The organism is Limnohabitans sp. 2KL-3, assembly GCF_001269405.1.
In the GTDB taxonomy this organism is placed as follows: domain Bacteria; phylum Pseudomonadota; class Gammaproteobacteria; order Burkholderiales; family Burkholderiaceae_C; genus Limnohabitans_A.
The window spans coordinates 98,544-125,142 of the sequence record NZ_CXON01000004.1 but is presented as its reverse complement, the minus strand read 5'-3'; the positions used below and the strand labels follow the sequence as shown (position 1 = coordinate 125,142).

At 62.5% G+C, this 26,599-nt stretch carries 26 protein-coding genes and 1 pseudogene; 13 read left to right on the top strand and 14 right to left on the bottom strand.

Annotated elements, in window-relative coordinates:
- Nucleotides 1–37: 37 nt before the first annotated feature.
- Entirely contained in the window at nucleotides 38–505 is a 468-nt protein-coding gene (locus AMM41_RS07680; RefSeq protein ID WP_089955679.1) for a DUF3237 domain-containing protein, read from the top strand.
- Here the strand turns inward: AMM41_RS07680 and AMM41_RS07675 are convergent.
- Nucleotides 490–1,713 (bottom strand): pyridoxal-phosphate-dependent aminotransferase family protein, encoded by a 1,224-nt coding sequence (locus AMM41_RS07675; protein ID WP_089955676.1) that lies wholly within the window; start codon nucleotides 1,711–1,713, stop codon nucleotides 490–492. The genes AMM41_RS07680 and AMM41_RS07675 overlap by 16 nt on opposite strands.
- A gap of 136 nt (nucleotides 1,714–1,849) precedes the next feature.
- Here AMM41_RS07675 and AMM41_RS07670 point away from each other — a divergent pair, with 136 nt between their 5' ends.
- Nucleotides 1,850–2,278: a PaaI family thioesterase gene (locus AMM41_RS07670; protein ID WP_089955672.1), complete on the top strand. Its 429-nt coding sequence runs from the start codon at nucleotides 1,850–1,852 to the stop codon at nucleotides 2,276–2,278.
- A gap of 80 nt (nucleotides 2,279–2,358) precedes the next feature.
- Nucleotides 2,359–2,493, top strand: a complete 135-nt coding sequence (locus AMM41_RS22365; protein WP_255350435.1) for a hypothetical protein — start codon at nucleotides 2,359–2,361, stop codon at nucleotides 2,491–2,493.
- Nucleotides 2,494–2,563: 70 nt separating this feature from the next.
- On the opposite strand, the gene AMM41_RS07665 is transcribed toward AMM41_RS22365, so the two are convergent.
- The 3 genes from AMM41_RS07665 to modA all read right to left on the bottom strand — a co-directional run bounded on the left by AMM41_RS07665 (nucleotide 2,564) and on the right by modA (nucleotide 5,304).
- On the bottom strand, nucleotides 2,564–3,739 hold the full coding sequence (locus AMM41_RS07665) for an ABC transporter ATP-binding protein (protein ID WP_089955670.1): 1,176 nt from the start codon (nucleotides 3,737–3,739) through the stop codon (nucleotides 2,564–2,566).
- The gene (modB, locus tag AMM41_RS07660; protein WP_089955668.1) at nucleotides 3,739–4,416 is read right to left on the bottom strand and encodes a molybdate ABC transporter permease subunit; all 678 of its coding nucleotides are present in this window, start codon (nucleotides 4,414–4,416) and stop codon (nucleotides 3,739–3,741) included. Before modB ends, AMM41_RS07665 begins: the two co-directional genes overlap by 1 nt.
- A 69-nt stretch (nucleotides 4,417–4,485) precedes the next feature.
- Complete coding sequence (modA, locus tag AMM41_RS07655; protein WP_228769153.1) at nucleotides 4,486–5,304, bottom strand: molybdate ABC transporter substrate-binding protein; 819 nt, start codon at nucleotides 5,302–5,304, stop codon at nucleotides 4,486–4,488.
- A gap of 217 nt (nucleotides 5,305–5,521) precedes the next feature.
- Between modA and AMM41_RS07650 the strand changes: the two genes are divergently transcribed.
- Nucleotides 5,522–7,402 carry a phosphoenolpyruvate carboxykinase (GTP) gene (locus AMM41_RS07650; RefSeq protein ID WP_089955664.1) on the top strand — a complete coding sequence of 627 codons (1,881 nt, stop codon included), beginning with the start codon at nucleotides 5,522–5,524 and terminating at the stop codon, nucleotides 7,400–7,402.
- A gap of 82 nt (nucleotides 7,403–7,484) precedes the next feature.
- Here AMM41_RS07650 and AMM41_RS21805 read toward each other — a convergent pair whose 3' ends face one another.
- Nucleotides 7,485–8,159, bottom strand: a complete 675-nt coding sequence (locus AMM41_RS21805; protein WP_194944657.1) for a hypothetical protein — start codon at nucleotides 8,157–8,159, stop codon at nucleotides 7,485–7,487.
- Between the two features lie 68 nt (nucleotides 8,160–8,227).
- On the opposite strand from AMM41_RS21805, the gene AMM41_RS07640 reads away from it, so the two are divergent.
- Nucleotides 8,228–9,175, top strand: coding sequence for a DMT family transporter (locus AMM41_RS07640; protein ID WP_228769152.1), 948 nt, complete (start codon nucleotides 8,228–8,230; stop codon nucleotides 9,173–9,175).
- 9 nt (nucleotides 9,176–9,184) lie between these two features.
- Here the strand turns inward: AMM41_RS07640 and AMM41_RS07635 are convergent, their stop codons facing one another.
- On the bottom strand, nucleotides 9,185–9,664 hold the full coding sequence (locus tag AMM41_RS07635; RefSeq protein ID WP_194944656.1) for a hypothetical protein: 480 nt from the start codon (nucleotides 9,662–9,664) through the stop codon (nucleotides 9,185–9,187).
- A gap of 146 nt (nucleotides 9,665–9,810) precedes the next feature.
- On the opposite strand from AMM41_RS07635, the gene AMM41_RS07630 reads away from it, so the two are divergent.
- From AMM41_RS07630 to AMM41_RS07620, 3 genes are all read left to right on the top strand, one after another.
- Nucleotides 9,811–10,788 (top strand): LysR family transcriptional regulator, encoded by a 978-nt coding sequence (locus AMM41_RS07630; RefSeq protein ID WP_089955658.1) that lies wholly within the window; start codon nucleotides 9,811–9,813, stop codon nucleotides 10,786–10,788.
- Complete coding sequence (locus AMM41_RS07625) at nucleotides 10,785–11,651, top strand: metallophosphoesterase (RefSeq protein WP_089955654.1); 867 nt, start codon at nucleotides 10,785–10,787, stop codon at nucleotides 11,649–11,651. Before AMM41_RS07630 ends, AMM41_RS07625 begins: the two co-directional genes overlap by 4 nt.
- 90 nt (nucleotides 11,652–11,741) lie before the next feature.
- Complete coding sequence (locus AMM41_RS07620; protein WP_089956319.1) at nucleotides 11,742–12,704, top strand: threo-3-hydroxy-L-aspartate ammonia-lyase; 963 nt, start codon at nucleotides 11,742–11,744, stop codon at nucleotides 12,702–12,704.
- A gap of 12 nt (nucleotides 12,705–12,716) precedes the next feature.
- On the opposite strand, the gene AMM41_RS07615 is transcribed toward AMM41_RS07620, so the two are convergent.
- A complete protein-coding gene (locus AMM41_RS07615) occupies nucleotides 12,717–13,421 on the bottom strand; it encodes a class I SAM-dependent methyltransferase (RefSeq protein ID WP_089955650.1) in 705 nt (234 codons plus the stop codon).
- Nucleotides 13,422–13,661: 240 nt separating this feature from the next.
- Complete coding sequence (locus AMM41_RS07605; protein WP_228769173.1) at nucleotides 13,662–18,023, bottom strand: proline dehydrogenase family protein; 4,362 nt, start codon at nucleotides 18,021–18,023, stop codon at nucleotides 13,662–13,664.
- Between the two features lie 210 nt (nucleotides 18,024–18,233).
- Between AMM41_RS07605 and AMM41_RS07600 the strand changes: the two genes are divergently transcribed.
- The 4 genes and pseudogenes from AMM41_RS07600 to AMM41_RS07585 all read left to right on the top strand — a co-directional run bounded on the left by AMM41_RS07600 (nucleotide 18,234) and on the right by AMM41_RS07585 (nucleotide 20,444).
- Entirely contained in the window at nucleotides 18,234–18,707 is a 474-nt protein-coding gene (locus tag AMM41_RS07600) for an Lrp/AsnC ligand binding domain-containing protein (protein ID WP_089956317.1), read from the top strand.
- A gap of 115 nt (nucleotides 18,708–18,822) precedes the next feature.
- Nucleotides 18,823–19,128 (top strand): annotated as a pseudogene (locus tag AMM41_RS07595) (type II toxin-antitoxin system RelE/ParE family toxin); the annotation flags it as partial.
- Nucleotides 19,118–19,441, top strand: coding sequence for a helix-turn-helix domain-containing protein (locus tag AMM41_RS07590; RefSeq protein WP_089955646.1), 324 nt, complete (start codon nucleotides 19,118–19,120; stop codon nucleotides 19,439–19,441). The pseudogene AMM41_RS07595 and the gene AMM41_RS07590, both read left to right, overlap by 11 nt.
- 109 nt (nucleotides 19,442–19,550) lie before the next feature.
- Nucleotides 19,551–20,444, top strand: a complete 894-nt coding sequence (locus AMM41_RS07585; protein ID WP_089955642.1) for an NAD(P)-dependent oxidoreductase — start codon at nucleotides 19,551–19,553, stop codon at nucleotides 20,442–20,444.
- Here AMM41_RS07585 and AMM41_RS07580 read toward each other — a convergent pair.
- The 5 genes from AMM41_RS07580 to AMM41_RS07560 form a co-directional block, all read right to left on the bottom strand.
- On the bottom strand, nucleotides 20,434–21,807 hold the full coding sequence (locus AMM41_RS07580; RefSeq protein ID WP_089955639.1) for a leucine-rich repeat-containing protein kinase family protein: 1,374 nt from the start codon (nucleotides 21,805–21,807) through the stop codon (nucleotides 20,434–20,436). The two genes, AMM41_RS07585 and AMM41_RS07580, sit on opposite strands and share 11 nt — an antisense overlap.
- Before the next feature lie 88 nt (nucleotides 21,808–21,895).
- Entirely contained in the window at nucleotides 21,896–22,204 is a 309-nt protein-coding gene (locus AMM41_RS07575; protein WP_089955636.1) for a PaaI family thioesterase, read from the bottom strand.
- A 36-nt stretch (nucleotides 22,205–22,240) separates the two neighbouring features.
- Nucleotides 22,241–22,654 (bottom strand): PaaI family thioesterase, encoded by a 414-nt coding sequence (locus AMM41_RS07570; RefSeq protein WP_089955629.1) that lies wholly within the window; start codon nucleotides 22,652–22,654, stop codon nucleotides 22,241–22,243.
- 10 nt (nucleotides 22,655–22,664) lie between these two features.
- Complete coding sequence (locus tag AMM41_RS07565; RefSeq protein ID WP_089955624.1) at nucleotides 22,665–23,654, bottom strand: tripartite tricarboxylate transporter substrate binding protein; 990 nt, start codon at nucleotides 23,652–23,654, stop codon at nucleotides 22,665–22,667.
- A gap of 224 nt (nucleotides 23,655–23,878) precedes the next feature.
- Nucleotides 23,879–24,298 (bottom strand): Lrp/AsnC family transcriptional regulator, encoded by a 420-nt coding sequence (locus tag AMM41_RS07560; RefSeq protein ID WP_089955621.1) that lies wholly within the window; start codon nucleotides 24,296–24,298, stop codon nucleotides 23,879–23,881.
- A 140-nt stretch (nucleotides 24,299–24,438) separates the two neighbouring features.
- Here AMM41_RS07560 and AMM41_RS07555 point away from each other — a divergent pair, with 140 nt between their 5' ends.
- On the top strand, nucleotides 24,439–25,545 hold the full coding sequence (locus AMM41_RS07555; RefSeq protein ID WP_089955617.1) for an ornithine cyclodeaminase: 1,107 nt from the start codon (nucleotides 24,439–24,441) through the stop codon (nucleotides 25,543–25,545).
- Nucleotides 25,546–25,669: 124 nt separating this feature from the next.
- Here AMM41_RS07555 and AMM41_RS07550 read toward each other — a convergent pair whose 3' ends face one another.
- The gene (locus AMM41_RS07550; protein ID WP_194944655.1) at nucleotides 25,670–26,572 is read right to left on the bottom strand and encodes a LysR substrate-binding domain-containing protein; all 903 of its coding nucleotides are present in this window, start codon (nucleotides 26,570–26,572) and stop codon (nucleotides 25,670–25,672) included.
- Between the last annotated feature and the right edge of the window lie 27 nt (nucleotides 26,573–26,599).

Below are 26,599 nucleotides of genomic sequence, written 5' to 3'. Positions count from 1 at the left end.
CTTAAACTGCGCATTCCCCTTGTATGGAAAATCTGCCATGACCTTGCCCCCACCCGCACTTGAGCATGTTTGCGACCTGGCCGTGACCATCGCTCCCCCCGTAGAAGTCGGCCAGACCCCTGCGGGTCTGCGCCGCATGATCCCGATCACGGGCGGCACCGTGACCGGCCCCCGCTTGAATGGCAAAGTGATGGCCGGAGGTGCCGACTTTCAGCTCATCCTGAACAGCGGCACGCAGGCGCACCTGGACGCGCGTTACGTGATTGAGCTGGACGACGGCAGCCGGGTGTTTGTGCAAAACACCGCCTTGCGCGTGGCCTCGCTCGAAAACTCCCAACGCATCATGAACGGCCAACCCGTCAACCCGGACGAGATTTACTTTCGCTGCCAACCCAAGCTGGAAGCCACTGCGCCGCAATGGGCCTGGTTGAGTGATAGCCAGTTCATCGGCAGTGGGCGACGGGCACCCGATGGGGTGTATCTGAGTTTTTACCGGGTGCTTTGAGAGGCCAAATGATCGGCCAAAAAGGCCACTGCCGCCGCCACGCCGTCGGTGCCAAACGGGATTTTTTGCACCGTCATGGCCGCCTCAATGCCGGCCAGCGCCCCCAAGATCATGGGCTCGTTCATGTCACCCAAGTGGCCGATGCGAAACACCCGCCCCGCCAGTGGACCCAAGCCCCCGGCCATGGCCACCTGAAAACGCTCGCGGGCCACGGTGCGCAGGGCTTCGGGGTCGATGCCAGGTGCCATCTCGATGGCCGTGACCGAGGCTGAACGGGTCTCGGGCAAGCGGGCATGAAAACGCATGGCCCCATGCACCGCCCAGCGCTCCACGGCCGCGTGCACCGCGCCCGCCAGGCGCTGGTGACGCGCCCACACTTTGGGCAAACCTTCCTCTTCGAGCAAGGCGATGGACACCTCCAACCCCGCAATGTGCGCCAGCGGCGGCGTGCCGCAAAACTTGGCCGACTGGTTGGTGGACTGGCGGCGTTGCCAGTCCCAGTAAAAACGCGGGTCAGCGTGCTGGGCCGACCAGGCCATGGCTTGGGCATTGACGGCCACAAAACCCAGACCGGGCGGCATCATCAACCCTTTTTGCGAGCTGCCCAGGGCCACATCCACGCCCAGGGCATCCATGTCAAACGGGCTGGCGGCCAGCGAGGCCACCACGTCGACCACATACAGCGCCGGGTGCGCCGCCGCGTCGATGGCGCGGCGCACCGCCGCCAGGTCGCTGGTCACGCCACTGGCGGTGTCGGTGTGCACCACCATCACCGCGCTGATGCGGTGGTCTTTGTCTTCGCGCAAGGCTTGCTCGATCGCAGCCACGTCAAAAGGATGGCCCTCTTGATAAGGCGTGCGCTGCAAAGCGATGCCCAGCCCCTCAATCTGGATCGCCCACTGGTCTGAAAAATGGCCCGAACCGGCCAGCAGCAAGGTGTGCTGCGGCGACGCCAGGTTGGCCGCTGCCGACTCCCACATGCCGTGGCCGTTGCTGGCAAACAGGAACACATCTGAACGAGGGCTGTTGAGCAGCCGTTTCATGCCGCTTTCACATTCGGCGATCATGGCCGCCACCCGGGGATCCGACAAATCGGTCATGGGCCGCTGCATGGCGTGCATGACCTCGTCGGGCACATGGGTGGGGCCGGGCGAATGCACAAAGCGGATGCCGGGAATGCGGGGTGTGGACGGTGAAAAGCGGTTCATGCCGTTCCTGCAGGTCGGTGAAAAAGGTTTTCAGTCTAGTGGGACTTGTTGGGGGCGGCTGTACCCTGTGCGATAGGCAGGCGCTGGATAATGGCCGTGACCCACAGCCAACGTTGGCATTCTTTTTTTGCAAACCATGACCCCTGATACCTCATCGCGCGTGAGCGCCGACTCTCTGCAGCAAGCCCTGTCCGAGCTGTTTGCCCCTTGGGTGCAGGCGCTGAACCTGAAGGTCGAGCGCTTTGACGCCGACAGCGTGACCCTGCGCCTGCCACAGAGCGATCAGCTCTCGCGGGTGGGCGGCATGCTGTGCGGCCAGGCCATGATGGCTGCGGCCGACACGGCCATGGTGCTGGCGCTCATCAGCCACTTTGGGCAGTTCCGGCCCTGCAGCACGGTGCAGCTGTCGAGCAGCTTCATGAAGCCCCTGTCGGGCCAGGACGCCCTGGTGACCGCCCGGGTGCTGCGGGCGGGCAAGGCCATGGCCTTTGGCGAGATTGACCTGGCCGGGGCCGAGGACGGCAAAAGCGTTTTTCGGGCCAGCACCACCTATGCCCTGATGTGAGCCGGGTTGTCGCGTCCCTTTGTCAGCGGCCCGCCAGTCTGGCTTGGCTACAATAAGCCCATTATTTTTTGAGGTTCCACATGTCCGCTCACAACGACGCTCACACATCCGACGATCCCGTGGAAAACGTGGTCAAGCACATTCCCGTGATCATTCCAGCCGCTGGTGCCGTGCTGATTTTCCTGCTGGCCTTCATCGCCGTGTTCATGGCCTGAGGCTTGGCCGCCCCCGGTGCGCCGCTTGGCCGCACCCGCCCAACCCGCAACAGCCCGTGCTTTGCGGGTTTTATTTTGTGCGCACGGGCATGATGTGCAGCGCCCCCGGCGCGATCAGCAATTGCACCCTGCCCCCGGCTTGCACCTGCAAACGGTCCAGCAGGCGAGTGGTCAGGTTCAAGGTGATGATTTGGCTGGGCAGGGCTTCGGGCCGGAGCGTGCACAAGCTGATTTCGCCCAGCGACAAGACCTCCAGCAACTGGCAGCGCAAGCGGGTGTGGCCCGGCTCTGCCAGACTGGGCAGCTGGCCGTCGGCCATCACGTCCACCTGTTCCCCGTTCAGCACCCAGGTCACGCGGGTGCCGTCGTCGATCTTGTTTTTGTCAAACACCGCCAGGTCCAGTTCGGCTTCTGGCTGCGCGGGGTCTGTCCAGCACAAGCGCCCCCAGCCGGCTTCGCCCTTCAAAAAGCGCCCTTCAAAGTGGTTTTGAATGCCCACCAACTCGGCCACCCGGGCGTTGCGCGGGCTGGCAAACACGCGGGCAGGTTCGCCGGTTTGCAGGGTCTGGCCCGCGTCCACGATCACCACCCGGTCGGCCAGGCGTCGGGCCTCGGCCAGGTCGTGCGTGACCAGCACCATGGGCACCGACACCTTTTGGCGCAAAGCGGCCAACTCGCGGTACAGCGTTTGGCGTGTGGGTGCGTCCACCGCAGAAAAGGGCTCGTCCAGCAACAAGACGCCGGGCAACGCTTGGGGGGGCTTGGCGGGGCTTGACGCCAAAGCGGGCCTGGGCATGACCCGCACCAGCGCCCGAGCCAGCGCCACCCGCTGCTGCTGACCGCCAGACAGTTGCGAGGGCCTGCGCTGGCTCAGCGCGGCCAGCCCCAACCGCGCCAGCAAAGTCTGCACGTCAGCGCCCGACCAGCCCGGCCCAGCGGCCAGCGCCACATTGGCCTGCGCCGTCATGTGCGGAAACAGCGCGTAATGCTGGAACACCAGGCCGGCCCGGCGCTCTTGCGGGCTGAGCTGCACCCCCGCCGCCGTGTCCAGCCAAGCTTGGCCCGCCACCCGAATGTGGCCTTGCACATCGGTGGGTGTCCACAAGCCCGCGATGGCGCGCAGCATGCTGGTTTTGCCGCTGCCCGACGGCCCGACCAGCGCCACCAACTCGCCCGCGCCGCAGTCAAACTCGGCCTCCAGCCGAATGGGGCTGTTTGAGCGCAATTGCACTTGCAAGCCGTTCATCAGCGCTCCTGCAAGGCGCGGCCGCGCTGGCCCACCCGATCAAACGCCAGCACGAGGCTGAGCGCCAGCAAGGAGATGCCCACCAGCGCCAAGGCCATCACATGGGCAGACTGCAAATCCATGCCCTGCACTTTGTCGTACAACGACACCGACAGCGTGCGGGTCTCACCCTCGATGTTGCCGCCCACCATGAGCACCACGCCAAACTCGCCCAGCGTGTGCGCCACCGTGAGCGCCATGCCGGCCAGCAAACCGGGCCAGGCCAAAGGCAACTCGATGCGCCAAAAGGTCTGCCAGGTCGACAAGCCAGACACCCAAGCCGCCTCGCGCAGGCTGTGCGGCACTGCTGCAAAGGCGCGCTGAATCGGTTGCACCATGAAGGGCAGGTTGACCAGCACGCTCACCAGCAGCAAGCCTTCGAGCGTGAACACCAAGCGGACGCCCGAGGACGAGAGCCACGCGCCCAAAGAACTGCCCTGCCCAAAGGCCACCAAAAAGTAAAAACCGATCACGGTGGGTGGCAGCAGCAAGGGCAGCAGCAGCAATGCCTCGACCACAGGGCGGCCTGCCCAGGCAGTCACGGCCAACCAACGGGCCAGCGCCAAGCCTACGGGCAGCAGCGCCAGGGTGGTCAAAACCGCCAAAGTGAGCGAAACGTGAAGGGCGGACCAATCCATAAAGTGGGGTTTGCAGGCGAATGGAAGTGCAGGGTTGATGGCTGAGTTTGAGGCGGGTGTTGAGCTGGATTATTGCGGCAAGGCGTAACCGTGCCGCACAAACACCGCTTGTGCGGGCGGGCTGAGCAAAAACTGGTGCCAGTTTGCCGCCGCCGCACCCGCACCCTTGAGCAGCACCATGCGCTGGTGCAGGGGGGCGTGCAAATCAGCAGGCAGCGGCAAAACCTGCAAGCTGCGGGCGATCTCGGGGGCCTGCGCCAGCGCCAAAGCGGTGATGCCCGCCTGCGCCGCGCCCGTGGCCACAAACTGGGTCGCCTGGCCGATGTGGTCGCCCAGCACTTTTTGCTGTGCAGTCAGTGGTCCAACGCCCGCACGCTGCAAGGCCTCTACGGCGGCCACGCCATAAGGGGCCAGGGCCGGGTTCGCGAGGGCGAATTTGTCGCCCGGTTTCAGGGCGCGGACCACCGCCGCCAAGCCCTGAGCCAGCGGAAGTGCTGAATTTTTAGGCACGATCAGCGCCAAGCGACCCGTGGCATATCGCTGACCCGCGTCCACCGTGCGCCCGGCTTTGGCCAGTTCGGCCACCCAAGCCTCATCGGCCGAGATGAATTGTTCAACCGGCAAACCCTGCAAAATCTGCCGCGCCAGGTTGCCCGAAGCGCCCAAATTCACATCGACCTGAACGCCGGTTTGTTGCTTGTATTGGCTTGTCAAGTCAGCCAGCACAAACTTCAGATTGCTGGCTGCGGCGATTTTGAGGCGCACAGGCCCTTGGCCCTGGGCCTGTGCCAAAAACGGGAACAGGGCTGCCGATACGAACAACGCACTCACCAGCAGGGTGCGGGCGCGACGGCCTTGGCGCCCATGTTCAAACCAATCGGTTTGCATAACGTCATGCGTTTTTTGCATAGATATAAAAGGGTTTTTCAGCAATCTGACAGGCACGCAACAGGCAGGCTCCCTAAAATCGAGGCCCCACAGCTTACCCAATGGTGACCACCCATTTTCAGTGGGTCACGCGCAGTATCTCAGCCCCCCAGCCGTTTTTTCAAAGCCCCTGCGCAGAGGTTTTGAAAAAACGATTTTTAAACTTGGAGCACTTCCCATGAACTCACCCGTGATGCAGGGCCTGTCCCTCAATACGCCCAGTTACGTCAAAAACGCCAAGCTGATCGCCTGGGTCGCCGAAATGGCCGCCCTGTGCAAGCCCGCCAACATTTATTGGTGCGACGGCTCCCAAGAAGAATACGACCGCCTGTGCGCCGAATTGGTCGCTGCAGGCACCTTCAAAAAACTCAACCCGGCCAAGCGCGCCAACTCTTTCTTGGCCTGCTCTGATCCATCAGACGTGGCCCGTGTGGAAGACCGCACCTACATCTGCTCGGCCCAAAAAGAAAACGCCGGCCCCACCAACAACTGGATGGAGCCCGCGCAAATGCGCACCACCCTGAACCCGCTGTTTGACGGCTGCATGGCTGGCCGCACGATGTATGTGGTGCCTTTCTCGATGGGCCCGCTGGGTTCGCACATCAGCCACATTGGCATCGAGCTGACCGACAGTGCCTATGTGGCCGTGAACCAGAAAATCATGACCCGCATGGGCAAGGCCGTGTTCGACGTGCTGGGCACCGACGGCGAGTTCGTGCCCTGCATGCACACCGTGGGCGCACCTTTGGCCACCATCGACGGTGTTTGCCAAAAAGACAGCACCAGCTGGCCTTGCAACCCCACCACCAAATACATCGTGCACTTCCCTGAGACCCGCGAGATCTGGTCTTACGGTTCGGGCTACGGCGGCAATGCGCTGCTGGGCAAGAAGTGCTTTGCGCTGCGCATCGCCTCCAACATGGGCCGTGACCAAGGCTGGTTGGCCGAGCACATGCTGATTTTGGGCGTGACCAACCCCGAGGGCAAGAAGTACCACGTGGCAGCGGCTTTCCCCAGCGCCTGCGGCAAGACCAACTTCTCGATGCTGGTGCCACCCAAGGCCTTTGAAGGCTGGAGCGTGACCACCATTGGTGACGACATCGCTTGGGTCAAGCCGCACACCGACGGCAAGATGTACGCCATCAACCCCGAAGCCGGTTACTTTGGCGTCGCCCCCGGCACCAACATGAAGACCAACCCCAACTGCATGCTGAGCCTGCACAAGGACGTGATCTTCACCAACGTGGCCCTCACGGACGATGGCGACGTGTGGTGGGAAGGCATGGAAAAGGACACCGGTAAGCTGCCCGACCATTTGATCGACTGGCAAGGCAAGGACTGGACACCCCAGATTGCCAAGGAAACCGGTGCCAAAGCCGCCCACCCCAACGCCCGCTTCACCGTGGCTGCGACCAACAACCCCGCACTCGACCCCGCTTGGGACGACGCTGCGGGCGTGCCGATCGACGCCTTCATGTTCGGCGGCCGCCGTTCAACCACTGTGCCCTTGGTGACCGAAGCACGCAGCTGGACCGAAGGTGTTTACATGGCTGCCACCATGGGCTCTGAGACCACCGCTGCCGCCTTTGGCGCGCAAGGCGTGGTGCGCCGCGACCCGTTCGCCATGCTGCCGTTTTGCGGCTACAACATGAGCGACTACTTCCAGCACTGGCTCGACACCGGCGCCAAGGCTGAGGCCGCTGGCCACCAACTGCCCGCCATGTACTGCGTGAACTGGTTCCGCAAAGGCGAAGACGGCTCGTTCGTCTGGCCTGGCTACGGCGACAACATGCGCGTTCTGAAGTGGATGATTGACCGTCTGGAAGGCAAGGCCCAGGGCGAGCAGACCATGTTCGGCGTGGCCCCCACTTACGCAGAGATTAACTGGAGCGGCATCGACTTCAGCGCCGAGCAGTTCAAAGCGGTGACCAGCATCGATGCCGCCGCCTGGCAAGCCGAGTTCAAGCTGCACGACGAACACTTTGCGCAGCTGAGCTACCACTTGCCCCAAGCGCTGCTGGACACCAAGTCGGCATTGCAGGCGCGTTTGGCGGCTTGATTTGGCGTCAAACTGTGAGGGCTGTGCCACCCCGTGGCACGGCCAAACGACCGCTGCGACCCCAAGTCGTGGCGGTTTTTTTTCAGGGCACCCACACCACGCGCTCATCCACCGCGTAAGCCTTGCACCCTTGAGCCCGCTTTTCACATCGGGCCATGGCCCGAGGCAAAGGGTCGGGGCTTTCGTCGCCACTGCCCGTGGTCAGGCCCCAAGTGGCGTTCCATGTTCCGTTGGGTGCAAGAACAAAGGCTTTGGGAGGCTTTTGGTTCAGCCAATGGCGATACCCTTCACGTCCCCGGTCATTCAAGAATGGGACCGCCTGCACATCTGAAACCTTTGCAAAGTCCTTGTCCAAGTCAACCTGGGGCTTGTTGGGTGAGATTTTTGCCATGGGTGCTGCCACAACTGAGGCACATTTTTTGGTGATGGCGGCTTGCTCAGCGGCCTCGTATTCACCTTTCAAACGGGCGTACTCAGCCTCTTGTTGCTTGGTTCCTCCAAGGGCCAACAAAGCTGGCCAGAACAAAACAGCCCCCACCACCCCAATGGCTTGGTCATTGGCTGCAGCCTGGTCCAATTGAACACCGAGTTGTTTGACCCGCACCAAGATCCGATGGGATTCTTGAGCCAACTGGGCACAATCGTAAGATTGGTACTGTTGGGGAGATGTGTAAGTGGCAGCGATTTTTTTGGATGCCGTCGAACATCCCGCCAACATGGCGAGTACCAGCAAGCACACCCCTGTTCTGATCAGCATGTCAGTCCTTTCGTTTATAAAAAGAAGAAATTTTGAATTCTTTTGGCATGAATAAACATATTAACTCCATGAACAGCCATTTCAAATTCATGGGGATGGATCGGCAGCGCATGGCTTTGACCTTGCTGTGGATCACCCCTGCCCTGTGGTCCGTCAATTACATCGTGGCCCGCACCGCGCCTGGGGTGGTTGAGCCGCACATGCTGGCCTGGGGTCGGTGGGCCTTGGCCGGGTTGATTTTGGGTTTTGTCGCCCGCCGTGAACTGTGGCGTGAGAGGCGCAGCACCTTGCAAGAAACATGGCGCTATTTGGTCTTGGGGGCATTGGGCATGCTGGTTTGTGGGGCCTGGGTTTACCAAGGGGCGCAGACCACCACCGCCATGAACATTGCGCTGATTTACGCCGCCTCACCGGTGCTGATCACCTTGGGGGCGGTGTTGTGGCTGGGTGAGCGTTTTTCGTGGCGGCAAGGCCTGGGCGTGGTGGTGGCTTTGTCTGGCGTTTTTCATGTGGTGGTGAAAGGCCAGTGGGGCGCTCTGGGGCAAGTCAACTGGGTCGCAGGCGATGGCTGGATTGTGCTGGCCATGGTCGCGTGGGCGGCCTTTGCTTTGTTGCAAAAGAAATGGCCCAGTCCCCTGGGGGCCACAGCGCGTTTGGCGGCCATTTGTGCAGGTGGGGTCTTGGTCTTGACGCCATTTGCAATTTGGGAACTGCAACTGGACAGCACACCCGCATGGGGCGTGCAGGCCACGCTCTTGGTCGTGTTGGCGGGTCTCGTTCCCGGCATTGGGGCTTATTGGGCCTATGGTTTTTGCCAGAAAGCCTTGGGCGCGAGTCGGGTGGCCGCCAGTTTGTACCTCGGCCCTTTGTATGGCGGCTTGACCGCTTGGGCTGTGTTGGGGGAGTCTTTGGGCTGGCACCATGTGATGGGGGCTGCCTTGATCTTGCCCGGCATCTACTTGGCCTCACGACCCACACCGGCCCTTGATCAAAAATCGGCCGCGAAAGGGGCTTAGGCCCAACGCTCAGATGTAATACAGGCGGTTATGGACCATGCGGGCCGCGCGGCGGGTCATGTAAGTGGTCAAGTTGGGCGTTGGAAGCCCGATTTCATCGGCACGGTCCATCGCTGTTTGCAGCTCACCCATCAAACGGCTGTCGGCTTGGGCCATGTTCCACAGGCGTTCATCGGCCCGACGGCGTGCCAGATGTGCAGACCACTGGTTCAGCCCCGTGATCATGTTTTGCGCCAGCATTCGGCTCACGCTGCGCAAAACAACGATGGCCACAATGGCCAAGGCCCACAAAGCCAACCAAGCGGCCATGAGGTGTGTTTCGGCCCAATCGTCCATGAGGTGGTTGGCCAAGACCAGCAGGGCTGCCACGCCTGCCGTGGACAGCCATGTCGACAACGCTTTGGTGGATGCACTCAGCACAGGGTGCTTGGCACGGACGGTGCTCAGCTGAGCCAAGACGGATGAGGTGGTGGTGGTGGAGGTGTTCATTTTTTGTTCCCTTGATTCGATTTTGTGCTCTTTGATATTCAAAACATCAAAATCGATGGGTGGATCATAGGGTTTTTACCAGTGTCGTTCAACTTTATATTCATGATGTTTGACATTCATAATGGTGATAAATCATCTGTCCCCGCATGAACGCTCACATCCCGGCCTCATTTCGCACGCTCGACCTCAACTTGCTTCGGATTTTTGACGAAGTCATGGCCGAGCGCAGCCTGACCCGGGCGGCCCGAAACCTCTCACTGTCTCAACCGGCGGTGAGCAATGCTTTGCGCCGCTTGCGCGACGCCCTGGACGATGAGCTGGTCAAACGCCAAGGCCATGGCATCGAGCCCACCCCCCGGGCGCTGGCGCTTTGGCCCAGTGTGCGCGAAGCCCTGCGCCAGCTTCAAGAGGCCATCGTGCCCAGTCCGTTTGTGCCGCAAGAGGCCACCAACACCTTCATCTTGGCCATGGCCGACGCCACAGCTGCCGAGTTGATGGGCGGCTTGGCCCGACAACTGCAACAGCAAGCGCCCGGCGTGTCAATCAGGGTGGTGCCGCTGAACACGCGCGACCCACGAAGCCTGCTCGGTGAAGGGGTCGCCGACATGGCCTTGGGCTACTTTCCTGCCGTGTTGACCGATTTGACGGGGCGTGCCCAAGCCGGAGAAGCGGTGTCTTTTGAACACCAGCGTCTGTACGCGGGTGAATACGTCTGCGTGATGCGTCAAGGTCACCCCATGGCCCACGACCCCATGACGCTCGACGCTTACTGTGCCGCACGCCATTTGTTGGTCAGCTTTTCAGGCCGGCCTTATGGTTTTGTCGACGAAGCCCTGGCCTCGATCGGACGGCAGCGGCGCATCGTGCTCACCGTGAACCAGTTTTTCACAGCGGGCCAAGTGGTGGTCAGCTCTGACTTGCTCACCGTGTTGCCACGCCACTTTGTGCCCACCACGGGCATGGCCGACAAACTGGTGTTGTGCGAGTTGCCGCTGGATGTGCCGCCTGTGCATGTGGAGGCACTGTGGCATCGTCGAATGCAACACGACAGTGCGCACCAATGGTTGCGCGGGCAACTGCTGCAAGTGGCACAGGCCGCATTCTCAGCCAAGGACCTGACATGAACATTCAGCTGCTGTCTGACCTGCACCTCGAATCCAACCTCGACTTCATGCCCCGGCCGGCCCCGTTGGCGGATGTCTTGGTCTTGGCCGGAGACATTGGTTCTTACCAGGCCCATTCGGCATTGCGCAGCGCGGGCGATGACGACTTTGGGCTGCAACGGTTTTCACCCTTGCATGGCTGGCCCACCCCGGTGCTGTTTGTGCCGGGCAACCACGAATACGACGGACTCGATTTCGACGAGGCCCACGAGCGCCTGCAAGAAACCTGCGCACGGCTGGGCATCACTTGGTTGGAGCGCCAAGTGCTCCCAATGGGCGGCGTGCGCTTTGTGGGCACCACGCTGTGGACCGACTTTGACGCGCTGGGACCCTTGGCGGGGCAGGCCTTGCCCGACAAAATACCCGCGCATTTCAACCACCCCAACAGCCAGTACACACGCCACCTGAAGGCCCGCGACAAAGCATTTCGTGCGGCCAACTATTACCTGCGCAAAACCCAGACCACACGCCACGGCCTGCCTTGGCTGGCCGAAGAAATGCGCGAGCACGCCCTGCAATGCCAAGACTGGCTGAGCCAGGCGCTGGCCACCCCTTTTGATGGCCCCACCGTGGTTGTGACGCACTTTGCCCCGAGCCTGCACAGCGCCGACCCACGCTACGGCAAAGTGCCCGGCACTGCGGGGTTTTGCAATGCGTTGGACCATTGGCTGCCCCAAGCGCAGCTGTGGTTGCACGGCCATTTGCATTGCGCCAGTGACTACATCCACAAGGGCTGTCGCGTGGTGGCCAACCCACTGGGTTATGCCCATAAAAACGAGCAACTTCAATTTCAGGCCCAACAGCTCTTGCACCTGGGGGGCTGATCGCCGACACGCGGGTTTGCACAGATCGAGCGACCGTGTCAACATGCGCGCTTTTGTGCCCCCCACTCAGAAAGCCCCACGATGGACGACATGACCTTGCCCACTTTTGACGACGTTCTGGCAGCTGCCGCTCGGCTGCAGGGTCACGCCCACCGCACGCCGGTGCTGCAATCGCGCACACTCAATGCGCAGTTGGGGGCGCAGGCTTTCATCAAATGCGAAAACTTCCAGCGCATGGGGGCCTTCAAGTTTCGGGGGGGCTTTAACGCCTTGTCTCGGCTGTCACCGTCTGAGCGCCGGGCTGGGGTCGTGGCGTACTCATCAGGCAACCACGCCCAAGCGGTGGCTTTGTCGGCGCAAATTCTGGACATCCCCGCCACCATCGTCATGCCGCACGACGCCTCACCTGCCAAGCTGGCCGCCACGCGTGGCTATGGGGCACAGGTCGTGGGCTACGACCGCTACAAAGACGATGCCTTGGCCATCGCGCAAGGCATTGCCGCTGCACAAGGACGTCGCTTCATCCCGCCGTTTGACCACCCCGACGTGTTGAGTGGCCAAGGCACCGCTGCCTTGGAGTTGTTCCAGGAGGTGGGCGAGTTGGATGCCTTGTTTGTGTGTTTGGGCGGCGGTGGCTTGCTCAGCGGCAGCGCCTTGTCGGCCAAGGCCCTGTCACCCGCCTGCAAAATCTATGGCGTGGAGCCCGAAGCGGGCAATGACGTCCAGCAATCCTTGCGTCAAGGCCAACGCGTTCGCATTGCCACCCCGGTCACCATTGCCGACGGTGCGCAAACCCCCATGGTCGGTGAGATCACCTTCGAGATCATTCGCCGTCTGGTCGACGACGTGCACACCGTCACCGATGCACAGCTGATCGAGGCCATGCGCTTTTATGCCGAGCGCATGAAGATGGTGGTCGAGCCCACGGGCTGTTTGTCGCTGGCAGCAGCATGTCAAGCGGCCAAGCAGCTCCAGGGGCAACGTGTGGGCATCATCGTCAGCGGCGGGAATGTGGACTTGGCCCGCTTTGCACAGTTGATCACGCAGGGTTGAACACCCAAGCCTTCAAACCGCAGGTCGACGCCCCACCAACACGTATTGCAAGGGCAGGCTGCGCTGCATGAACTGTTGAGGGTCCACCCCCAGCAACTGCGCCGCCGGTTGCAGCGCTTGCAACAAAGCTTGCCCGTTTTCAGGCTTGAAAATGCGGGGCACGACTTGTTCAACCACCAAACCCGCCCGCTGCAGCAGCTGCACCATGTCGGTCAAGGCAAACCAGCGGATGTGGGTGCGATCAAACAAACCTGCATCTTGTTGTGGCCAATGCCCACGCAACAGCTGGGCCATGACGCTCCAATGCTGCACGTTGGGAATGCACACCAAGGCACTGCCCCCCGGGCGCAAACAGGCCACGGCTTGCTGAAACACACGGTCAGGGTGGTACAGGTGCTCGAGCACATCACCAAAAATCACATGGTCAAAGCTGCCATGGGGCAGCGCCGCCATCAACTCGGCATCGACCGACCAGTTGGGTGTTTGATCAAGGTTGCGCACCAAGGCCACATCCAGCACTTCGTGCGCTTTGGCCAATTCGTCGGCCATCAGCTCAACACCCACATAGTGCACGCGCGCGTTGCAGCGCTGACGCACCGCTCGGGCCAAAGCCCCAGCGCCGCAGCCAAACTCGGCCACGCGCTGTGCCAAGGGATCGACCACCCCCAACAAAGTGGGGTTGACGTTGCCGTAATAGTCAGAAGGTGTGGTTTGCATAAGCTTCCATGATTTAAGCAAAGTATCTTACAAACAGGGCCTTGTGCATGCTTGATGGCTACATCCTGATGATGTTTGCATCAACCCTTTTTTGCAGAAGCGGTGCCCTCGCCGCGAAAAAGCCTCGCAGAACACCCCCCATCGCCCAGGCGGCGGGGCTCCCACCCAGATGGCAGCGCTGACCGCTGCGCCCCATACAAGCCTTTCACTTCAAACTTCACAGGGCCGCATCCATGGACATCACATGTTGAGTGTCATCAAACTGGCGTTGCCCCCCGCAGCGGCCGTGTTGGTGCTGATGCTGCGCTCACTCACCAGGCGTGCCAGCGGCACGGCGGCATCGCCCGGGCGCAGGGCCGTGAGCGTGACGATGGCCCCCGGGCGCTGCGCCAATTGGGCTTGCCAGTGCAAGGTGGTGGCTGCGTCGCCGTGCAGCAAGGCGGCGTCTACCGGGTGGCCGTTGGCGATTTCTTCCAGCATCACCTGGCTTTGCACCGCAGCAGGCAGCTGTGCGTGCTGCGCCTGCGCGGACAGGGGCCACACGGCGCGGCTGCCCACGGCCAGCACGGCGGCCAATTGCGTCAGCCGGTCGGCATCGGCCCCGGGCTGTTCGCCCGTCAGGCACAGCACCCGTGCACGGGCTTGCACACGGTAGATGTTGCGCTCGCCGGTGGGGCCGCTCAGGGTGGCTTGCAGACCCGCCGGGCTGGTCGCGGCAAATTGCGCACACACATGCGCCAGCGGCAAACGGCCTTGCGCCACCGCCCAGTCGTGCAGGGCTTGCAACGCAGGCGTGACCTGGGGCAGCGATGCCGCACCGCTGGCCTGCACGCTGCGCAAGGCGGCATCGGGCGGGCAACGCGCCAACAATCGCAAAAGGTAAAGCGGCCCACCCGCCTTGGGGCCGGTGCCCGACAGACCTTCGCCGCCAAAGGGCTGCACGCCCACCACCGCGCCCACCATGTTGCGGTTCACATAGACATTGCCCGCGTGGCTGTGGTCAATGACTTGCGCGATGGTCTCTTCGATGCGCGAGTGCACGCCCAGCGTTAGGGCGTAGCCGGTGGCGTGGATGCTTTGCAGCAGCTCGGGCAGTTCACTGCGGGCATAACGCACGATGTGCAGGACCGGGCCGAAGACCTCGCGTTGCAGTTGAGCGATGCGGTCGATTTCGATCAGCGTGGGCTGCACGTAGGTGCCTGCGGGCAAGCCGTTGGCATTTTTTGTCCATTCGGGTGTTGCACTTTGCATGGATTTTGTGGGGGCTTGCCCTGCAAGCGATGGCTTGTGGTCCACAGGCGTCTGATCGCCAGCAGGGCTGGCTCCTACAAAGCCGTGTGTCTGTAGGTCGGCGGCTTCCGCCCCGACATGGGCTTGCGCCAAAGCCTGCAACGTCGGACCTGAAGGTGCCGACCTACGGGATGTCTGTAGGTCGGCGGCTTCAGCCCCGACATGGGCCTGCGCCAAAGCCTGCAACGTCGGACCTGAAGGTGCCGACCTACGGGATGTCTGCAGGTCGGAGGCTTCAGCCCCGACATGGGCCTGCGCCAAAGCCTGCAACGTCGGACCTGAAGGTGCCGACCTACGGGATGTCTGCAGGTCGGAGGCTTCAGCCCCGACAAGGGCCCGCGCCAAAGCCTGCAACGTCGGACCTGAAGTTGCCGACCTACGGGATGTCTGTAGGTCGGTGGCTTCAGCCCCGACAGGTGTTTGATCGCCCACGGGGTGGGCGCCTACGGTGGGCGATGCGTTCAGCGCGTTGGCGCTGATGCGGTGCACTCGGCAGCCGCGCTGCTGCATGGCTTGCACATGCGCTTCGATGCCTGCGCGTGCCCGCTCGTCGATCACCGGCCCCATGTCCACCGCCAGATGCGCGGGCGCGCCCATGCGAATTTCGGCCATCGCGCCTTGCAGCATGGCGATCAGGCGGTCGGCCACATCGTCCTGTACGCACAGCACGCGCAGGGCTGAGCAGCGCTGACCGGCCGCCTCAAAGGCTGAAGCCATGGCGTCGGTCACCACTTGCTCCAGCAGGGCCGACGAATCGACCACCATGCAGTTTTGGCCGCCAGTCTCGGCGATCAGCGGCACAGGCTGGCCATGCGCGTTCAGGCGCTCGGCCAGCGCTGCTTGCAGCACGCGGGCGGTCTCGGTGGAGCCGGTGAACAGCACGCCTTGCACGCGGGCGTCGCGCACCAGTTGCATGCCCACTTCAGCGCCCCGGCCTGGCAGCAACTGCACAGCAGCTGGTGGCACCCCCGCAGCCCACAGTGTTTGCACGGCCAAGGCGGCGATGGCGGGGGTGGCTTCGGCCGGTTTGGCCAACACCGGATTGCCTGCGGCCAGTGCGGCGGCCACCTGTCCCACAAAAATCGCCAGCGGAAAATTCCACGGGCTGATGCACAGCACCGGGCCCAGCGGTGTGTGGGTGCTGGGGTCAAAGTCGCGGCGTACCTGTGCGGCGTAGTAACGCAAAAAGTCCACCGCTTCGCGCAGCTCGGCCACGGCGTGGCCCCAGGTCTTGCCCGCTTCGCGCACCAGCAAGGCCATCACGCGGGGTGCATCGGCTTGCAGCAGATCGGCCGCGTGCTCCAGCAAGACGGCGCGTTGTGCGGGTGGCGTGGTCGCCCAACCGGGCACGGCTTCGCTGGCGGCTTGAAGAGCTTTCTCCACATCGGCCGGGCTGGCGTAGTGCACTGTGCCCAGCACGTCGCTGTGGTCGGCGGGGTTGCGCAGGGTGTGTATGGTACCCCCTGCGGCAGGTGTTGCGGTCAGTGGCGTCACCGCGACAGGCTGCACCTGCGCTTGCATGTCTGCGGCCAGTTGGCGCAGCGTGGGTTCGTGCGCCAAGTCCGGGCCGCTGGAATTGCGGCGGGCCGCGCCATACAACTGAGCGGGCAGCGCGATTTGCGGGTGGGGCTGGCCGGGGCTGCTGTCTTCGCGCAGGGCATCTTCTTCGGTGCGTGCCACCGGGTCATGCACCAGATCGCTGATGGACACACTCGCGTCGCCCATGCGGTTCACGAATGAACTGTTGGCCCCGTTTTCCAGTAAACGGCGCACCAGATAAGCCAGCAGGGTTTCATGTGTGCCCACCGGGGCGTAGATGCGGCAAGGCCGCGAGAACTGTTGGCCCCCACGCAGGCTCACTTCGTGTAGCCCGCTGCCCCCCGAGGGGGTGCTCGCGCCTTGGGACGGCCCGGCGGCGCTCGCTCGCCCGACCACCTGCCGGTACAGCGGCTCGCCCATGCCGTGCAGGCACTGAAACTCGTACTGGCCGGGTGTGTAGTCGCCGTGCATGTCCTGGGCCATGCTCACGATGGCCGCCAGCGTGTGCGCATTGTGCGTGGCAAATTGGGGGTACACCACATCGGGCGCGACCAGCAGTTTTTGGGCGCAGGCCAGGTACGACACGTCGGTGTGGTGCTTGCGGGTGTAGACCGGGTAGTCGCTTTGCCCGTCGAGTTGGGCGCGTTTGATTTCGCTGTCCCAATACGCGCCTTTGACCAGACGCACCATCAGCCGGTGGCCTGTGCGGCGCGCCAAGTCCACCACAAAGTCGATCACCAAGGGGCAGCGCTTTTGGTAGGCCTGGATCACAAACCCGATCCCGTGCCAGCCCTGCAAACTGGGGGCCAGGCACAGCGCTTCGAGCAGGTCGAGCGAGATGTCCAAACGGTCCACCTCTTCGGCGTCGATGTTGAGGCCAATGTCGTAGTGCATCGCCAATTCGGTGAGCTTCAACACACGCGGAAACAGTTCATCCATCACGCGCTGGTGCTGGGCGCGGCTGTAGCGCGGGTGCAGGGCCGATAGCTTGATCGAGATGCCCGGGCCGTTCACCACGCCTTGGCCGTTGGATGCCTTGCCAATCGCGTGGATCGCGTTTTCATAGGCCTGCATGTAACGCTGCGCGTCGGCTTCGGTCAGGGCCGCTTCACCCAGCATGTCATACGAGTAGCGAAAGCCTTGCGCTTCCATGGCGCGGGCGCGGTGCAGGGCCTCGTCAATCGTCTCGCCCGTCACAAACTGCTCGCCCAGCATCTGCATGGCCAGTTGCACACCCTGGCGGATCAGCGGCTCGCCGCTTTTGCCGATCAGCCGGGTGAGCGAGGCCAGCAGCGCGCCCTCGCTGTGCGTGGCCACCAGCTTGCCCGTGAGCAGCAGGCCCCACGACGCAGCGTTCACAAACAGCGAAGGGCTGCGCCCCACATGTTGCTGCCAGTCGCCCTGGCCAATCTTGTCGCGGATCAGCGCGTCGCGCGTGGCCGCATCGGGGATGCGCAGCAGCGCCTCGGCCAGGCACATCAGGGCCACGCCTTCTTCGCTGGACAGCGCGTAGGTCTGCATCAGGCTTTGCACGCGTGCGGCGCGCCCGCCCAGTTGTGGGCCTTCGCGCATGCCCCTCACCAGCTGACGGGCCAGCGCGTCGGTGCGTTCGGCTTGGGGGCCGCTCATGCGGGCAGCGGCCAGCAAGGGGGCCAGGGCCTGCGCTTCAGGCAAGCGGGTGGCGCGGGCGATGGCTTCGCGCAGGGCGCTGCGCTCGGGCAGCGGGCCGCCGGGGGTGAAGTGGGCGCCCGTGGGCAGCGTGTTTGGGGTCATGGGTGCGTTCATGGTGGTGGCCTTGCAGATTCGATGCACTTGATGCTGGCGTCATGTCGGGGCTGAAGCCGCCGACCTACAAGAACCTGTCTTCGTAGGTCGGTGGCTTCAGCCCCGACAATGACCGCCAAGGGGCATGAATCGCTATCATCCGGAAAACTTGATGAATATTTCACCAAATCTAATCAGATCAGCCGGATAAAAATCACCATGCCCACCGAAACCCCGGACATCGACCGCACCGACCGCCGCATCCTGGATCTGCTGCAACGCGACGGCCGCATCAGCAACCTCAAGCTCGCCGAAGGCGTGGCCCTGTCGCCCACGGCGGTGCTGGCGCGGGTGCAGCGCCTGACGCGCGAGGGCTTCATCCTGGGCTACGAGGCGCGTCTGAACCCGCTCAAACTGGGCGCGGGGATGATGGTGTTTGTGGAAATCTTGCTCGACCGCACCAGCCCCAATGTGTTCGAGCAGTTCAAGGCGGCGGTGCAAGTGCGCCCCGAAATCATGGAGTGCCACATGGTGGCCGGGGGCTTTGACTACCTGCTCAAGACCCGCGCCGCCGACATGAACGCCTACCGCGAATTTGCCGGCACCGTGCTGTGGCAACTGCCCGGCGTGCGCGAGACGCGCACCTACGCGGTGATGGAAGAGGTCAAGAACACGACGGCGCTGGCCTTGTGAGTGCCATTGAGCCACCTCAATTACCTCACCTGGTGCTACACTTTAAGCAGGGAGCGGACACCAAATGACACGTACTTTCAAGACGGCATGGTTTCACTAACAAGCACGCAAGGCCAAAATTTCAGATGCGCAATTGTGCAAAGCTGTGACACAGATCGGCCAAGGTCAAATGGTCGATTTGGGTGGTGGTGTTTACAAAAAACGATTGGATGAAAACCGACATCGCTCCATCATCTTGGCGCACTGCGGTCAATTCTGGATCTATGAGTTCCTGTTTGCAAAAAAAGACCGCGACAACATTGATGCGAGGGAACTGATGACTTTTCGCACACTGGTCAAAGCCTACAAAGGACTGACCTCAACGCAACTCCAGCAACTGCTGGATGAAGGTGATTTTCTGGAGATTTGTCATGAAGCCTAAACCCAAATACAAAAGCGATGCACTGCAGGCAGCCCACGCATCGGCCAAAGCCTTGCTCAAAGTCGGCGGGATCGACAAGGCCACCATGCGTCAATTTGATGCTTCTTGCTTGGTCACGCCCCCCTTGCTGGCACCCGATCAAATCAAACAATTGCGTGAGCGTGAGCATGTGAGTCAACCGGTCTTCGCCCTGTACCTCAACACCAGTGAATCCACGATTCAAAAATGGGAAACCGGCAACAAGCAGCCCAGCGGCATGGCCTTGAAGCTGCTGGACATTGTGCAAAAACACGGATTGCAAGTGCTGACCTGAACGCTTGATTTCAGGCGCACTGAGGGCCGTCCCCGGCTGCACAGGCGACAGCCCCACCCTGTACTTTCTCCCAGAATGACCGTTCATTCACCACACACCAGAGACTCACATGCAACACATCGGATTTGTCGGCGCTTCGGGTTTGATGGGCCATGGCATGGCCAAGAACATCCGGGCCAAAGGGTTTGACTTGTCGATTTCGGTCCACCAGCGCACCGCGCCCGTGCAGGACCTGTTGGCCGCAGGTGCCCGCCAGGTGGGCAGTTATGCCGACTTGGCGGCTTGCGATGCGGTGCTCATTTGTGTGACCGGCTCTCCCCAGGTCGAGGCGGTGGTGGCTGGGCCGGGCGGCTTGTTGTCCCAGGCACGCGCGGGCCTGATCGTCATCGACACCTCCACCAGCGAACCCGAGTCCACCCGCCGCCTGGCGGCACTCTGCGCTGAGCAGGGCGTGATTTATGTGGACGCGCCGCTCACACGCACGCCCATCGAGGCCGAGGCGGGCAAGCTCAACTCCATGGTGGGCGCGTCGCCTGAAGTCTTCGCCCGCATCGAGCCGGTGATTCGCGCTTACAGCGAAAACGTGTTCCATGTCGGCGGGATGGGATCGGGCCACGTCATCAAGCTGCTCAACAACTTTGTGGCGCAAGCCATTTGCACCGCCACAGCAGAGGCCTTTGCGGTGGGGGCCAAGGCGGGCGTGGACCTGAACCAATTGGTGCAGGTCATCTCGGCCGGGGGCGTCAATTCGGGCCTGTTCCAGCTGATGAGCAAAACCCTGCAGGGCGACTACGGCGCGATGAAGTTCGAGCTGAACAATGCGGCCAAGGATTTGCGTTATTACTCACACCTGACCGAGAGCGTGAAGGTGCCCTCCATGATTGGCACCAGCGTGCACCAGGCCCTGAACACGGCCGTGGCTTTGGGCTACGGCAGCGAGATGGTGCCCTCGCTGGTCAAGGCGCAGGCCCAGCTGAATCAGGTCACGATCGTCAAGTCTTGAGGGTTTGGAGGGCTTGCGCCACCTCCACCGCAGTGGGCCGATGGCGCGGCTGATCTGACAGGCAGGCACGGGCCAGTGCTTGCAGGGTTGGGACGGCTGCGTCGGCTGATGAATCATCGGCTGTTGAGGACGAGCCAGCCTTTTGACCCCAAGTTGTCGTGGCAGGGGCTGTTGATGGGTGCTGCACCGCAAGGACCAGTTCTTCCAGCAAACACCCCAAAGCCCGCACCTCCAGCGCCAGCAGACTTTGTTGCAGCTCGGGTGTGTCCATGGGCAATCGCGTGGCCGCGCCAAAGTCGCCCAGCTGGGCTTGGCCATGCACCGGGTCGATCAGGATGTTGTGGGCATACAAGTCGCCGTGCATCACACCACGCAGGTGCAAGTGCGCCAGCGCATGGGCCACATCGTGGGCAATGCCAAGGGCCAACGCGGATGAGAGTTGAAAGCCCGGTGGGTACACATCCCGCGTGCAGCTTTGCAAGCTGGGCGGACCGGCCAGATTGATGTGTGCGGCCGGGATGAGTGGCATCAACAAACCCTGCGCCTGCGTGGGGTGGTCCGTGAGCCGTGCCACCGGGGTGGTCAGGCTGGGGTACTGCCCCGCCGCCAGGCAGGCGGCCAGCTCGTCTTGGGGCAAACCGTCGCTGGTGACAGCCCCTTTGAACAGCTTGAGCGCCAAAGCTTGCGACCAGCCCGTGGCCTGCACTTGGTAAATGTGGCCCGAAGCCCCCTCGCCCAGCAGCGGGCCGTGCGTCAGATCGGGCCAGGCGATGCTTGGCAAGTCAGACCCTGCGGGACAAACCCAGCCCAGCGCATTGCCCGCCAAGGCCAACCAGGACAGGCGCGGCAATTCGGTCAGCCAGCCGGGCACCTTGCTCAGGCGGTTGGCCGATACGCGCAGCAATTCCAGTCGGTGTGCCGCCTGCAGGCTGTCGGGCAGTGCGGTGAGTTGGTTGCCCGCCAGCATCAACTTTTGTAGGGCCGGGCGCTGGCCCAATTCGCTGGGCAAATGGCCGATGGCGTTGTCGGTCAGCGTCAACCAACGCAAAGCGGGCGGCAGCGCGGCGGCAGGCACATGGGCAATGCGGTTGGCCTTGAAGCCGACCATGTGCAATGCCGGGCAATCGCCCAACACTTCGGGCAGCGCGGTGAAGTCGTTGTCTGAGGCAAACAGCACCTGCATCTTGTGCAACTGGCTCAGCTGGTGTGGCAAATCGCGCAGCCGGTTGCCGCTCAGGTTGAGCACCTCCAGCGTGTCGGCCAGGTCAAAAACCTCGTGGGGCAACTCAGTCAGGCCGCAAGACAGATCGAGGCGGCGCGTGCCCGCCAAAGCGCCGCTGCGCAGTTGTTCAAGGGTGTGCATGGGAGAAAGTGGGGTCAATACGCCATCGTCAGCAGGGTGCCGATTGTGACCGGTCACAGACCTCAACAACGGTGAACCTGGGGCCGCGTCAGGATGTTTGTGCCCGGTAGGTGCCGAGGGCCTGGGCCAACACGTCGCCCTCGGTGTTGCACAGCTGCGCTTCGCAAAACACCATGGTCTTGCCGCCGCCGACCACCTGGGCCGTGGCCATGGCTTGGCCTGCGGCCGGGCGCATGAACGACATGTGCAGGTCCACGGCCACCACCGAACGCACCGGCTGCTTGTCAGCGCTGCCGCCGTTGACTCGGGCCAAAGCTGCTTGAACCATGGCCTCATCCAGCAGGTTCATCACCGCACTGCGGCTCAAGAGGGCCGGGGATTCATGGGGAAGGCTCATGCAGTTTCCTTGAGTGCCAAATTGAACGCGATGGTTTCATTGGGGTCTGGGCAAGTAACGGAACGAGCCCTGCGCTTTGGCCACCACGCGGCCTTGGGCGTCGCACACCTTGGCTTGGCACCAAGCCACATCGTCGTCGCAGCTGACCACTTCGCCATGCGCCGTCAGCGGGCCACGCCCGGGCTCCAAAAAGCAGGTGTCCAGGTTCAGTGTGACCACGGTCTTTTGAAAATCGACCTGCGAGACCGATGCGCTGGCCATGACCACATCGAGCAGCGTGACCACCACGCCGCCGTGTACTGCGCCGATCACATTGCCCAAGTCGGCGTGCGGATCAAGCGAAATTTGTGCCTTGCCGCCTTCGGAGAAATCACGCCGCATGCCGATCAGGCGCGTGAACGGCGTCTTCGCAAAAATCGCCAGCGGGTCGTCAGAGATGACGGGGTTCATGGCGGTGCTTTCAGTCCAGCTTGAAGCCCATGTCCTTGAGCATCTTGGCGTCGCGCTCGAAGGCCGTACGGGCGTAGGCGGTGTAGGCCTCGCCCGTCATCAGGTTGGGCTGCATGTCAAAGTTCTCCAACTGGATTTGGTGCACCGCGTCGGCCGAGGCCTTGCGAAAAGCCGCTGCCAGCTTGGTCGCGATGGCGGGCGGCAGGTTCTTGGGCGCGACCAGGCCCATGGGCGAGTCGATGGTGATGTCAAAGCCCGCCGCCTTGACGGTCGGCACACCCGGGTAGCCTTTCAGGGGCTCTTGCGTGAATGTGGCCAAAAGCCGCGCTTTGCCGCCGCGCACCTGTGCGCCAAAGCCGGGGTCGCCGTACACGTCCAAGTGCCGCCCGATCAAGGCGGTGAAGGCTTCTCCACCGCCCTTGAAAGGCACCATGTTGAACGAAGTGCCTGCCATTTTGGCCAAGCGCTCGGCCACGATGCGGTTGATGCTGATCGCCCCCACCGTGCCCCAGCTGATGGCACCCGGGCGCTTCTTGGCATCGGCCAGCAAATCGCCCAGCGTTTGCCAAGGGGCATCGGCGGCCACGCAAATGCCGGTGGTCAGGTTGAACAGGCCAATCAAGTAAGTGAAGTCTTTAAGCGGGTCGAAGTTGACCTTTTGCACCAGAGGTGCGCGGATCACCGAGTTGTGCATCACGGCCACCGTGTAGCCGTCCGACTCGGGCATGCTCGCCAGCGCCGCCGTGCCCATGACACCGCCCGCACCGGGCTTGTGCATCAGCACCACGCTTTGGCCGAGCTCTTTGGACGCAGCCTCGGCCAAGGTGCGAAAGATCGGGTCCATCGAGCCCCCGGGTGGAAAGGGCAGCACCAGCTGGATTGGCTTGGTCGGGAAAGCGTCTGTGGGGCGGCTTTGAGCCAGCGCCGCGCTGCCCACCGCCATGGCCGACAGGGCCACCAAAGCCTGCCTGCGGTCAACCGGGAATCCGTGCGGGTTCATGTGTGTCTCCTTGTGCAAAGCCCACGGCACCCGACAACAGGCGCATGCACAGGCTTTTCATCGGACTTCAGGGTAAGGGCACAAGCGCGCATTCTCAAATGGCCGAAAAGCACAAAACCGCTGGCAAAACCTGCCAGCGCTGCGAGGCAAGCCATGAACAGCTGCCGCAACGAACCACGCCTTCTTGAAGGGAATGCGTCAGCTCAACTCTGACGCAAACAGCGTCAACGGTAAGTCGCCAGGTGGATGTTGGTTTCGGTGCTGCGGATGCCGCTGATCAGGCGGATGCGCTCCAGCACCTGCGACAGCTCTTTCATTGAAGTGGCCTCGATTTCGGCCAGCAAATCCCAGCGGCCATTGGTGTCGTGCAAAGCCGCCACACCCGGCTCGCCCAACAAACTCGCAATCACTTGCCGGGTGGTGTTGCCCTCGACCAGCACGCCCATCCAGGCCCTGATGCGCTCGGTCTCGGTTTCGGGCCGCAGCTTCACGGTGTAGCCCACGATGACTTGGCTGTCTTCGAGTTTGCGCAGGCGGTTGTTCACGGTGCCGCGAGACACCCCGAGCTTGTGGGCCAAGTCGGCAATGTTCAAACGGGCGTTTTGCCGCAGCAGGCCGATCAGGCTTTGGTCGATGTCATCCATGTGCCAAATTGTCACTGCAACTTGACATTTTGGCAATATAACCAACAAAACAGCACATTTATATCCATTTACATTGGCATCGCGATCCAAGAAACTGCTTCCTCGATCAACAGGGTCTGAAGGACCCACAGAACCCGCGCATGAACCACGCCCAAAACGCTCAAGTACAAAACCGCCCCGACCGTACCGAATTCCAGTCCCCCCTTTACCTGAGCGCCCCCGATGCCGTGGCCATGGTCCAACACTTGGGCTTGAACAATTGCATGGCCTGCATGGCTGACCACATCCAAGCCGACTTTTTGCGTTGGCACGACTTTGACAAATCACCCCGCGTGGCCCACCACTCACACCACGGCGTGATCGAGCTGATGCCGATCTCCAACGCCCAGGCCTACAGCTTCAAATACGTCAACGGTCACCCCGGCAACACCGCCCTGGGCATGCCCACGGTGATGGCCTTTGGGCTGCTGGCAGATGTGCAAACAGGTGCCCCCACCTTGATCAGCGAGCTGACCCTGACCACCGCCCTGCGCACCGCCGCCACCTCGGCTTTGGCCGCCAAAACCTTGGCGCGACCCGACAGCCGGGTGATGGCCCTGATTGGCAACGGTGCTCAAAGCGAGTTTCAGGCGCTGGCGTTTCAGCACTTGGTGGGCATCACCACCTTGCGCCTTTACGACATTGACCCACAAGCCACCGCCAAACTGGTCAGCAATTTGAGTGGCAGCGGCTTGAAGTTGGTGGTGTGCCCCAGCACCGCCCACGCGGTCCAAGGAGCCGACATCGTCACCACGATCACCGCCGACAAAACCTGTGCCACCATCCTCAGCGCGGACATGCTGGAGCCGGGCATGCACATCAACGCGGTGGGCGGCGACTGTCCGGGCAAAACCGAGCTGTCTGCAGGCGTGCTGCGTGCGGCCAAAGTGTTTGTGGAGTACGCACTGCAAACCCGCATGGAGGGCGACATTCAGCAAATGCCACCTGACTTTGCCGTGACCGAGCTGTGGGAGGTGCTGAGCCAGCGCTGCGTTGGCCGTGACAGTGCGCAGCAAATCACCGTTTTCGACTCGGTGGGCTTTGCCCTGGAAGACTTTTCTGCACTGCGCTTCATGCACGATGCCGCGTTGGCACTGGGTTACGGCCAACGACTGGACCTGATCCCGTCCATGCAAGACCCGAAGAACTTGTTTGGCACTTTGCACAGCGCCACTGCCAAGCCATCAACCGCGACACCGATGCCTTGATTTGATTGATCCGGCCCTGTGAACTTTGAAGTGGTCTGCGAGGCGCTATCGCGGCGGGGGCGCCGCTCCTACAAAATCAGCATTCATGTGGGGCACAGCGATTGCCAGTTTGATTGCCTGTTTTTCAGGGGCGGCCCCGCGCAGCGATGGCATCCGTCAGGCAACGCGCCAAATAAGCCGCTGCGGGGGTCAGCGGCACATCGGGTGGGGACAGCAAGACCAGCTCGATGTCCGGTGGGCGCATGCTGAGTAATGACAACTCCACCAAACCATGTCCCTCGGGTTGGGCCAGCAAAGCGGCGGGCATTACGCTCATGGCGTCCGATTGGCGGATCAAAGCCATGGCGGCCATGGCGTCGCAGCGGGTGATTTGGCTGGGCGGGGCCACACCTGCTTGTGAAAACATGGCCAGCAGCCCCTCGTCCAGCCCTTGCGAAAACGGCCCCGGCATGACCCACTCCAATGCCGCCAGCTTGGCAGCGGTGGGCTGCAGCAACACCGGGTGCCCCGCCCGCACCACCAGTTTTTGCTGGTCTTTTTGCAAACGGGTGCACTGAAACTCTTGCGGCGTCACGTCGCCGCTGTCGGCCACGATGGCGAAGTCCACGGTGCCGTCACGCAAACCCGGCAACACCCGCGCCACCAGGCCTTCAATCAAGCGCAGCTGGATGCGCGGGTAGCGTTTGCGAAACCACAAAAACGCCTCGCCCAACACCGTGAGCATGAGGTAAGGCGTGAGCGCCACCCGCACCGTGCCCTCTTGGTCGCCTTGGGCCTGCTGCAACTCGTCTTGCGCCAAGGCCATTTGGCGCATCACCAGCTGGGCGCGGGCGTGCAGGCGCTGGCCCGCTTCGGTCAGCACGATGCCCCGTGATTTGCGTATCAACAAGGCCACGCCCGTGTCTTCTTCCAGCTGGCGCAAAGACTTGGTCAGGGCCGCCTGCGTCAGGTGCAATTCGCGGGCGGCTGCGCGGATGCTGCCGTGTTCGACGGCGGCCACCAAGGCCTGGAGTTGGTGCAGTTTCATGGTCGGGCAGTTTAATCCAATGACAAC

Excerpts from the sequence above, each read along its gene's own strand:
- AMM41_RS07565 (WP_089955624.1), bottom strand. The coding sequence starts at position 23,654 with ATGAACCCGCACGGATTCCCGGTTGACCGCAGGCAGGCTTTGGTGGCC.
- modA (WP_228769153.1), bottom strand. The coding sequence starts at position 5,304 with ATGCAAACCGATTGGTTTGAACATGGGCGCCAAGGCCGTCGCGCCCGC.
- AMM41_RS07560 (WP_089955621.1), bottom strand. The coding sequence starts at position 24,298 with ATGGATGACATCGACCAAAGCCTGATCGGCCTGCTGCGGCAAAACGCC.
- AMM41_RS07675 (WP_089955676.1), bottom strand. The coding sequence starts at position 1,713 with ATGAACCGCTTTTCACCGTCCACACCCCGCATTCCCGGCATCCGCTTT.
- AMM41_RS07590 (WP_089955646.1), top strand. The coding sequence starts at position 19,118 with ATGAAGCCTAAACCCAAATACAAAAGCGATGCACTGCAGGCAGCCCAC.
- AMM41_RS07650 (WP_089955664.1), top strand. The coding sequence starts at position 5,522 with ATGAACTCACCCGTGATGCAGGGCCTGTCCCTCAATACGCCCAGTTAC.
- AMM41_RS07580 (WP_089955639.1), bottom strand. The coding sequence starts at position 21,807 with ATGCACACCCTTGAACAACTGCGCAGCGGCGCTTTGGCGGGCACGCGC.
- AMM41_RS07635 (WP_194944656.1), bottom strand. The coding sequence starts at position 9,664 with ATGAACACCTCCACCACCACCACCTCATCCGTCTTGGCTCAGCTGAGC.
- AMM41_RS07625 (WP_089955654.1), top strand. The coding sequence starts at position 10,785 with ATGAACATTCAGCTGCTGTCTGACCTGCACCTCGAATCCAACCTCGAC.
- AMM41_RS07605 (WP_228769173.1), bottom strand. The coding sequence starts at position 18,023 with ATGACCCCAAACACGCTGCCCACGGGCGCCCACTTCACCCCCGGCGGC.
- AMM41_RS07550 (WP_194944655.1), bottom strand. The coding sequence starts at position 26,572 with ATGAAACTGCACCAACTCCAGGCCTTGGTGGCCGCCGTCGAACACGGC.
- AMM41_RS07575 (WP_089955636.1), bottom strand. The coding sequence starts at position 22,204 with ATGAGCCTTCCCCATGAATCCCCGGCCCTCTTGAGCCGCAGTGCGGTG.
- AMM41_RS07620 (WP_089956319.1), top strand. The coding sequence starts at position 11,742 with ATGACCTTGCCCACTTTTGACGACGTTCTGGCAGCTGCCGCTCGGCTG.
- AMM41_RS21805 (WP_194944657.1), bottom strand. The coding sequence starts at position 8,159 with ATGCTGATCAGAACAGGGGTGTGCTTGCTGGTACTCGCCATGTTGGCG.
- AMM41_RS22365 (WP_255350435.1), top strand. The coding sequence starts at position 2,359 with ATGTCCGCTCACAACGACGCTCACACATCCGACGATCCCGTGGAAAAC.
- AMM41_RS07570 (WP_089955629.1), bottom strand. The coding sequence starts at position 22,654 with ATGAACCCCGTCATCTCTGACGACCCGCTGGCGATTTTTGCGAAGACG.
- AMM41_RS07630 (WP_089955658.1), top strand. The coding sequence starts at position 9,811 with ATGAACGCTCACATCCCGGCCTCATTTCGCACGCTCGACCTCAACTTG.
- AMM41_RS07670 (WP_089955672.1), top strand. The coding sequence starts at position 1,850 with ATGACCCCTGATACCTCATCGCGCGTGAGCGCCGACTCTCTGCAGCAA.
- AMM41_RS07555 (WP_089955617.1), top strand. The coding sequence starts at position 24,439 with ATGAACCACGCCCAAAACGCTCAAGTACAAAACCGCCCCGACCGTACC.
- AMM41_RS07665 (WP_089955670.1), bottom strand. The coding sequence starts at position 3,739 with ATGAACGGCTTGCAAGTGCAATTGCGCTCAAACAGCCCCATTCGGCTG.
- AMM41_RS07615 (WP_089955650.1), bottom strand. The coding sequence starts at position 13,421 with ATGCAAACCACACCTTCTGACTATTACGGCAACGTCAACCCCACTTTG.
- AMM41_RS07585 (WP_089955642.1), top strand. The coding sequence starts at position 19,551 with ATGCAACACATCGGATTTGTCGGCGCTTCGGGTTTGATGGGCCATGGC.
- modB (WP_089955668.1), bottom strand. The coding sequence starts at position 4,416 with ATGGATTGGTCCGCCCTTCACGTTTCGCTCACTTTGGCGGTTTTGACC.
- AMM41_RS07600 (WP_089956317.1), top strand. The coding sequence starts at position 18,234 with ATGCCCACCGAAACCCCGGACATCGACCGCACCGACCGCCGCATCCTG.
- AMM41_RS07680 (WP_089955679.1), top strand. The coding sequence starts at position 38 with ATGACCTTGCCCCCACCCGCACTTGAGCATGTTTGCGACCTGGCCGTG.
- AMM41_RS07640 (WP_228769152.1), top strand. The coding sequence starts at position 8,228 with ATGAACAGCCATTTCAAATTCATGGGGATGGATCGGCAGCGCATGGCT.